A 7,565-nucleotide genomic window follows, 5' to 3' on the forward strand; every position below is an offset into this window, starting at 1 on the left:
CGACGACACCGTCGGCGGCTTCCCTGAGCGCGGCAACGGCCGGGACGGGAACGTTCCCGACCCGGCCGTTGCCCGGAGTGCTCATGTCTGGATCACATCCGACTGTCGACTACTGCGTACCCGCTGCCCCGGCAGCCGGCGGTTCCTTCGCGGTGTTCACGGCCGGCGTGGAGGTACCGGCGGCACCACCGGGCAACGCCTCGCCCTTCATCGATGCGCGGATCTGCTCGAGGCGGCTGTGCCCGGCCATCTGGATCGTCGCCTGCTGGACCTCGAGCATGCGGCCCTGCACCGAGTTCTGGGCGAGCTCTGCCGAGCCCAGGGCGTCGGCGTAACGCCGCTCGATCTTCTCGCGCACGGCGTCGAGGCTCGGGGTGGTGCCGGGAGCCGACAGGGTCGAGTCCATCGAGCGCAGCGACTCGCTGACGCGTTCCTGCATCTTCGCCTGCTCGAGCTGGCTGAGCAGCTTGGTGCGCTCGGCGACCTTCTGCTGCAGGGCCATCGCGTTCTGCTCGACGGCCTTCTTCGCCTGCGCCGCGGCCTGCAGCGACTGGTCGTGCAGCACCTTGAGGTCCTCGACGGACTGCTCGGCGGTCACGAGCTGGGCCGCGAACGCCTCGGCGGCGTTCGTGTACTGGATGGCCTTCTCGGTGTCGCCGGCGGCGGTGGCCTGGTCGGCCATGAGCACGGCCTGACGGGCACTGGCGTTGAGCTTCTCGACCTCGTCCAACTGGCGGTTGAGCTTCATCTCGAGCTGCCGCTGGTTGCCGATGACGGACGCAGCCTGCTGGGACAGGGCCTGGTGCTGACGCTGGGCATCCTCGATCGCCTGCTGAATCTGGACCTTCGGATCGGCCTTCTCATCGATCTTCGAGTTGAAAAGCGCCATGAGGTACTTCCAACCCTTGACGAACGGATTAGCCATGGGTGTGATCCTGCCTCCATCTGGTACGCCGCGCCGAACGCGACCCGATGCGCGGCCCTCGCGCACCGATTCGGACCGCCGCACCTTCACCGTTCATCGGGCGGTCCCACCTGTCGTGATCCCGGGCCACCCCCCGGTGGTGACCCGAAAAAGTCTGTCGCTTTCGTCCGCATCCGGCAAGCCGGCGCGGTCGTGATCCATGTTAGGCGGCAGCCAGCGCCCGCGTCGCAGGTGGAGGAATCACCACGCGGGTGTCCTGCGCAATTCGCGCGGCCGGATCCCCGGCGGGACCGTGGACGGCCACACCGGAATCGAGGGGTGCCGCAGCAGCGGCATCCTTCCGATCTCGATGCGGTGCCGCATCCGCCAGCGACTCGCTGACGTCGAACAGCACGTCGGACAGTGGCACCTCGAGCGCGTCGCAGATGGCCGCGAGGAGTTCGCTCGACGCTTCCTTGCGTCCACGTTCGATCTCCGAGAGGTAGCCGAGGCTGACCCGCGCGCTGCTCGACACCTCGCGCAGAGTGCGACTCTGCGACACACGGGTGCGCCGAAGGCTGTCACCGATTGCCTCACGCAACAACAGAGCCATCGCGTCCTCCTCGTCCGTCGTGCCTTATCCCGGACAACGCGCAACCGTGCCGCCGGGTTCCCGCGGTCGCGACACGTGCACCGAAACCGCGGTGAGCAGACACTACAACGCCGAGTCCGATGTCAGGCGCGCGAGTAGCCCCGACACGGCCGCGTCCACCCCTCCGAGCCGGATGGACCATCGGTCGCCGTGCACCGCAGGGCATGTCACGGTGGTGCCGTCGGGGCCGCAGATTCCGAGAAAAAGGGTGCCCGGCGGGTGCCCGTCCTGATCGTCGGGGCCGGCGACTCCGGTCAGTCCGACGCCCCACGTCGCACCGCAGCGTTTCGAAGCGCCCTCGGCGAGTGCGGCAGCGGTCGATTCGGCGACCGGACCGTCCCGCCCGAGGCGCTCGGTGTCGACGCCGGCGAGTGATGCCTTCAGATCGGTCGCGTACACGACGAGACCACCGCGCAACACCGCGCTGGCTCCGGGCACACCGGCGATCGTGGCCGAGAGCAGGCCCGCGGTGAGCGATTCCGCGGTCGCGACGGTCTGTCCTCGCTCGACGAGGGCGGCCACGAGGTCGGCGGCCCTGGTGGCGGCGACGAGAGGATCCGGCGCGGCGGCCATCTACGCGTCGGCTCCGCCCCGGTCGTTGCGGTGATGCTGCTCGTCGCGGTGATGTTGGGCCTCCGTGCGGACGCCCGCGCGCAACCGTGCCGCCTGGACCACATAGTCGATGCCGGTACCGACGGTCAGCAGCACCGCCAGCGCCATCAGCGCAACCGCGAACGGCATCACGGCGTCCGGCAACGGCAGCAGGTACACCCCGATCGCAAGGGTCTGCACGAGTGTCTTGGCCTTGCCGCCGCGGCTGGCGGGGATCACCGCGTGCCGCAGCACCGCGAATCGCAGTGCCGTGATACCGAGTTCGCGGGCGGCGATGATTCCGGTCACCCACCAGGACAGGTCGCCGAGTACCGACAGTCCGACGAGTGCGGCACCGATCAGCGCCTTGTCCGCGATCGGGTCGGCGAGCTTGCCGAAATCCGTGACCAGGCCTCGGCGACGGGCGAGCTGACCGTCGACGCGGTCGGTGATCGCGGCGATCGCGAACACCGCCGTGGCCGCGATGCGCCAACCGGTCTCGTGACCGTCGCCGACGAACAACAGCATGAGGAACACCGGCACCAGCGCGATCCGCAGCATGGTGAGGATGTTCGCGATGTTCCACAGCGGCACCGGCTCGTGGGCGGTGCCGGCGTGCGGTCCCGGCGCGGCGCCGCGACCGGCCCCGGCGACATGGGGGCGGGGCGTGCTCATGCGGACCTCCGGGTGCAACGTCGTGAAGTACCGGAAGTCGGCACAGGTCGGGCCGGTGGACGCAGTTCCCCCGGAAGCTGGGATGAACTCGACGATCCGACCGGCACGTGACCCACAATATCGTCTGAATCACCCGCTACTGTTCACCGCATGACTTCTCCGACGCCCGATCACGAACACGCCGACCGGATCATCGTGCGCCGTGCGCGAACGTCGGACGTCCCGGAGATCAAGCGACTCATCGACATCTACGCCGGGCGCATCCTGCTCGAGAAGAACCTCGTGACCCTGTACGAGGCGGTGCAGGAGTTCTGGGTGGCCGAGTTGGGTGGCGAGGTCATCGGCTGCGGCGCGCTGCACGTGCTGTGGGCGGATCTCGGCGAGGTGCGCACGGTCGCGGTGGATCCGCGGGTCAAGGGGCGCGGCGCCGGACATCTCGTCGTGGCCAAGCTCATCGAGGTCGCACGGGAACTCGAGCTCGACCGGCTCTTCGTCCTCACGTTCGAGGTGGAGTTCTTCGGACGGCACGGATTCGCCGAGATCGAGGGCACACCCGTCACCGCCGAGGTCTATGCCGAAATGTGCCGGTCGTACGATACCGGCGTCGCCGAGTTCCTGGATCTGAGTTACGTCAAACCCAACACACTCGGCAACACGCGGATGCTGCTCACGCTCTGAGCGCCTCCGGGAGCACCCCCGAACCCGAAGCGAGGAACCCATGGCCCTGTTCGCCGTCGAATACACCTACTCCGACGCCACCGTCGCCGCACGCGACGAACACCGTCCGACGCATCGCAGCTGGCTGAGCGACCTCGTCGACGCGGGCAAGGTCGTGGCGACGGGCCCGTGGGTGGACGGTTCGGGCGCCCTGATCCTCATCGACGTCGCCGACGAGGCCGCAGCGCACGAACTGATGGCACAGGACCCGTTCGCGCAGCGCAACCTCGTCGACGCCGTCCGCATCACCGGTTGGCAGCCGGTGATGGGCGTGTTCAACGCCTGACGGTCACCGCACGTCCTCGGTTTCGGGGCTCTCCACGGCTGCGGCCTTCCGCGCGTCGCTGCGGTTCTTGAGCAGGCTCAGCACGGTCGTCACGACGAGCACCCCGACGATCACGATCAACGACAGGCTCGTGGAGATCTCCGGGACCGCGATGTGCTCACCGCCGTTGACGAACGGCAGCGTGTTCTCGTGCAGCGCGTGCAGGACGAGTTTGACGCCGATGAACGCCAGGATGATCGACAGGCCGTACGACAGGTACACGAGGCGATCCAGCAGGCCGCCGATGAGGAAGAACAGCTGACGCAGGCCCATCAGGGCGAACGCGTTCGCCGTGAACACCAGGTACGGCTCCTGAGTGAGGCCGTAGATCGCCGGGATCGAGTCGAGGGCGAACAGCACGTCGGCGAAGCCGATGGCGAGCAGCGCGAGCATGAGCGGGGTGATCATGCGCTTGCCGTCGATCCGGGTGACGAGACGGTCGCCGTCGTAGTGCTCGGTGGTCGGAACCACCTTGCGCACCAGTTTCACGATGCGGCCCTCGTCGGGCTTGGTGCCCTCGTCCTTGTTGTGGTCGATGATCAGCTTGACCGCGGTGTACAGCAGGAAGACACCGAACAGGTAGAACACCCAGCTGTAGGCGTTGATCGCCGCGGCACCGACCGCGATGAACCCGCCGCGCATCGCCAGGGCCAGCACGATGCCGATGGTGAGCACCTTCTGCTGATACTCGCGGGGGATCGCGAAGGTCGCCATGATCACCACGAACACGAACAGGTTGTCGACCGACAGCGCCTTCTCCGTGACGTAGCCGGCGAAATACTCGCCGCCGTACTGCGGTCCCCACAGCGCGAAGACCACGACGCCGAACAGGATCGCGATGCCGATGAAGACGGCGGACCAGAATCCGGATTCACGCAGCGAGGGGGCGTGCGGTGTACGGACGTGGGAGACGAAGTCGAACACGAAGAGCGCGGCGATGACCGCGAGCGTGACGAGCCACACCAGGGGTGTCACATGCATGGGGCTGAATTCCTCCGGTAGACCTGAAAGGGCACCGGAGGTCTCTCCCGCCTGCACAGGTGCAGACCGACAGTCCCGGAGCGGCAACGCTGCCGTACGTGTTGACGGAACTGTCGCGGATCACGGGGATACTCCCCTCCACAACGTGGTCCATTCAACCACACTCGCGGGCCGGAGCCGGATCAGTCCTGGTCGGAGCCGTTCTCCCCGTCGCCGCCGCCCCCACGGATGGAGTACAGCAGACCGTCGAGTTCGTCCGGCTTGACCAGCACCTCGCGGGCCTTCGACCCTTCGCTCGGACCGACCACACCGCGGGTCTCCATCAGGTCCATGAGCCGCCCGGCCTTCGCGAAACCGACGCGCAGCTTGCGCTGCAGCATCGACGTCGAGCCGAACTGGCTGGACACCACCAGTTCCACGGCCTGGAGGAACACGTCGAGGTCGTCACCGATGTCGGGGTCGACGTCCTTCTTCTCCCCCGCCTTCTGCGTGGTGACGCCCTCGGTGTATTCGGGTTCGGCCTGGTTCTTGGTGAAGTCGACGACCGCGGCGATCTCTTCGTCGGTGATGAACGCACCCTGCAGGCGTTGCGGTTTGCCCGCACCCATCGGCAGGAACAGACCGTCGCCCATACCGATGAGCTTCTCGGCACCGGGCTGGTCGAGGATGACGCGCGAGTCCGTGAGCGACGAGGTCGCGAACGCCAGCCGGGACGGCACGTTCGTCTTGATCAGGCCGGTGACGACGTCCACGGACGGTCGCTGCGTGGCCAGCACGAGGTGGATACCGGCGGCGCGGGCCTTCTGCGTGATCCGCACGATCGATTCCTCGACCTCGCGCGGCGCGGTCATCATCAGGTCGGCGAGCTCGTCGACGATCGCCAGGATGTACGGATACGGCCGGTACACGCGTTCGCTGCCGAGCGGCGCGGTGATCTCCCCGGAGCGCACCTTGGCGTTGAAGTCGTCGATGTGCCGCACCCGGTTGGCCTGCATGTCCTGGTAGCGCTGCTCCATCTCCTCGACGAGCCACGCCAGCGCGGCCGCCGCCTTCTTCGGCTGCGTGATGATGGGCGTGATGAGGTGCGGGATGCCCTCGTACGGCGTCAGCTCGACCATCTTGGGGTCGATGAGGATCATCCGCACGTCCTCGGGTGTCGCCCGGATCAGCAGCGACACCAGCATCGAGTTGACGAAGCTGGACTTACCGGAACCGGTGGAACCGGCGACGAGCAGGTGCGGCATCTTCGCCAGGTTGGCATGCACGAAGTCGCCCTCGATGTCCTTACCGAGGCCGATGACCAGCGGATGCCGGTCCTTGCGGGTGCTCGGGGCGGCGAGCACGTCGGCCAGCCGGACCAGCTCGCGGTCCGAGTTGGGCACCTCGATGCCGACCGCGGACTTGCCCGGGATCGGGGCGAGCAGCCGCACGTTGTCGGTCGCGACGGCGTAGGCGATGTTGCGCGCCAGCGCGGTGATCTTCTCGACCTTGACGCCGGGACCCAGTTCGACCTCGTACCGGGTGACGGTCGGGCCGCGGGTGAACCCGGTGACAGCCGCGTCGATCTTGAACTGTTCGAGGACCTCGGTGATCGAGTCGATCATCTGGTCGTTCGCGGACGAGCGCGTCTTCGGCGGGTCGCCCTGGATGAGCAGCCCGACCGACGGCAGCGTGTAGTCGCCTTCGACGACCCGCTCCGGCACCATCGCGTCGAGTTCGTCGGCCTCGTCGACAGCCGGCGTCGGCGGCGGGGTGGGCTTCGGGGTCGGCTTGGGCCTGGTCCGCTGCTTGGGCGGATCGGGTGTCGGTTCCGGTTCCGGCGGCGGCGCGGGCGGCGCCTCGAACGGTTTCGTCGCGGGGGCGTCCCACAGCGGCAGGACCTCGGTGCGGGCATTGCCGTCGAATTCGTCCGTCGGGTAGTTCTCGGCCGGGGTGCGACGACGTCGCGGACGACGTTCGGTCGGATAGCCGTCGGCGTCGAACAGCGTCGGGTCGTCGTCGTACGGCGGTTCATCACGACCGAAGTCGTCATGGGGGTCGTACTCGTCGAAGTCGCCGTACTCGTCGTCGGCGCGATAGGACAACCCGAAGTAGTCGCGGAAGAGACCGGGCAGTTCACGCACGGTGGTGCCGGTGATGAGCAGGATCCCGAACCCGGCGGCCAGCACCATCAGCGGCACCGAGAGCCAGACGGTCAGACCCGAGGTGAGCGGCCCACCGATCACGGCGCCGACGAAGCCGGCGCCCTGAGATCGGCCGTCGGGAGTGGTCGGCGACCCGGATGCGATGTGCCACAGGCCGAGTGCGGGCAGCCCGACCAACAGCCCGCCCAGGATCAGGCGGGGGCGGATCTCGGGTCGCGACTCGGTGCGCATGAGCACCACGGCGATGCCGATCGCGGCGAGCGGCAGCACCGCGCTGGCACCACCGGTGACCGCGCGAACCCCGGATTCGATCCAGCCGCCGACCGGACCGCCGACCCCGAACCACACGCTGCCCGCCACGACCAGGCCGAGCGCGATCAGCCCGAGCGCGATGCCGTCGCGGCGGTGACCGTGTTCGATGTCGCCGGCCTTGCCCATCGTGCGGATGGTGGCGCCGACGCCGCGAGCGATCATGAACCAGCCGGCGCCGATGCCGCGCCCGAGGGAGTCGAGCACGCCGGGACCCCGACGTCCGGACGCCGAGGTCCGAGAGGGCGCGGCAACGCGGGCCGGACG

General features: G+C 68.2%; 8 protein-coding genes. 2 read left to right on the top strand and 6 right to left on the bottom strand.

The features are described 5' to 3' along the window. Positions 1–109 precede the first annotated feature (109 nt). From ACN675_RS26550 to pgsA, 4 genes are all read right to left on the bottom strand, one after another. Positions 110–925, bottom strand: a complete 816-nt coding sequence (locus ACN675_RS26550) for a PspA/IM30 family protein (protein WP_197255285.1) — start codon at positions 923–925, stop codon at positions 110–112. Between the two features lie 202 nt (positions 926–1,127). Continuing rightward, positions 1,128–1,517, bottom strand: coding sequence for a helix-turn-helix domain-containing protein (locus tag ACN675_RS26555; protein ID WP_197255288.1), 390 nt, complete (start codon positions 1,515–1,517; stop codon positions 1,128–1,130). A gap of 102 nt (positions 1,518–1,619) precedes the next feature. Then, positions 1,620–2,129 carry a CinA family protein gene (locus ACN675_RS26560; protein ID WP_420753666.1) on the bottom strand — a complete coding sequence of 170 codons (510 nt, stop codon included), beginning with the start codon at positions 2,127–2,129 and terminating at the stop codon, positions 1,620–1,622. Beyond that, a complete protein-coding gene (pgsA, locus tag ACN675_RS26565) occupies positions 2,130–2,822 on the bottom strand; it encodes a CDP-diacylglycerol--glycerol-3-phosphate 3-phosphatidyltransferase (protein WP_420753667.1) in 693 nt (230 codons plus the stop codon). It abuts the gene before it with no gap. A gap of 150 nt (positions 2,823–2,972) precedes the next feature. Between pgsA and ACN675_RS26570 the strand changes: the two genes are divergently transcribed. Both ACN675_RS26570 and ACN675_RS26575 read left to right on the top strand, forming a co-directional pair. Next, positions 2,973–3,500: an amino-acid N-acetyltransferase gene (locus tag ACN675_RS26570; protein ID WP_420753668.1), complete on the top strand. Its 528-nt coding sequence runs from the start codon at positions 2,973–2,975 to the stop codon at positions 3,498–3,500. Between the two features lie 40 nt (positions 3,501–3,540). Then, the gene (locus ACN675_RS26575) at positions 3,541–3,825 is read left to right on the top strand and encodes a YciI family protein (RefSeq protein WP_420753669.1); all 285 of its coding nucleotides are present in this window, start codon (positions 3,541–3,543) and stop codon (positions 3,823–3,825) included. Positions 3,826–3,828: 3 nt separating this feature from the next. On the opposite strand, the gene ACN675_RS26580 is transcribed toward ACN675_RS26575, so the two are convergent. Both ACN675_RS26580 and ACN675_RS26585 read right to left on the bottom strand, forming a co-directional pair. Then, positions 3,829–4,845 carry a TerC family protein gene (locus ACN675_RS26580; protein ID WP_420753670.1) on the bottom strand — a complete coding sequence of 339 codons (1,017 nt, stop codon included), beginning with the start codon at positions 4,843–4,845 and terminating at the stop codon, positions 3,829–3,831. 182 nt (positions 4,846–5,027) lie between these two features. Next, a partial coding sequence (locus ACN675_RS26585) for a DNA translocase FtsK (protein WP_420753671.1) occupies positions 5,028–7,565 on the bottom strand: 2,538 nt, incomplete at its 5' end.

This window comes from Rhodococcus sp. O3, from assembly GCF_048897285.1.
Lineage (GTDB): Bacteria > Actinomycetota > Actinomycetes > Mycobacteriales > Mycobacteriaceae > Rhodococcus.

Excerpts from the sequence above, each read along its gene's own strand:
- ACN675_RS26555 (WP_197255288.1), bottom strand. The coding sequence starts at position 1,517 with ATGGCTCTGTTGTTGCGTGAGGCAATCGGTGACAGCCTTCGGCGCACC.
- ACN675_RS26575 (WP_420753669.1), top strand. The coding sequence starts at position 3,541 with ATGGCCCTGTTCGCCGTCGAATACACCTACTCCGACGCCACCGTCGCC.
- ACN675_RS26570 (WP_420753668.1), top strand. The coding sequence starts at position 2,973 with ATGACTTCTCCGACGCCCGATCACGAACACGCCGACCGGATCATCGTG.
- pgsA (WP_420753667.1), bottom strand. The coding sequence starts at position 2,822 with ATGAGCACGCCCCGCCCCCATGTCGCCGGGGCCGGTCGCGGCGCCGCG.
- ACN675_RS26560 (WP_420753666.1), bottom strand. The coding sequence starts at position 2,129 with ATGGCCGCCGCGCCGGATCCTCTCGTCGCCGCCACCAGGGCCGCCGAC.
- ACN675_RS26580 (WP_420753670.1), bottom strand. The coding sequence starts at position 4,845 with ATGCATGTGACACCCCTGGTGTGGCTCGTCACGCTCGCGGTCATCGCC.
- ACN675_RS26550 (WP_197255285.1), bottom strand. The coding sequence starts at position 925 with ATGGCTAATCCGTTCGTCAAGGGTTGGAAGTACCTCATGGCGCTTTTC.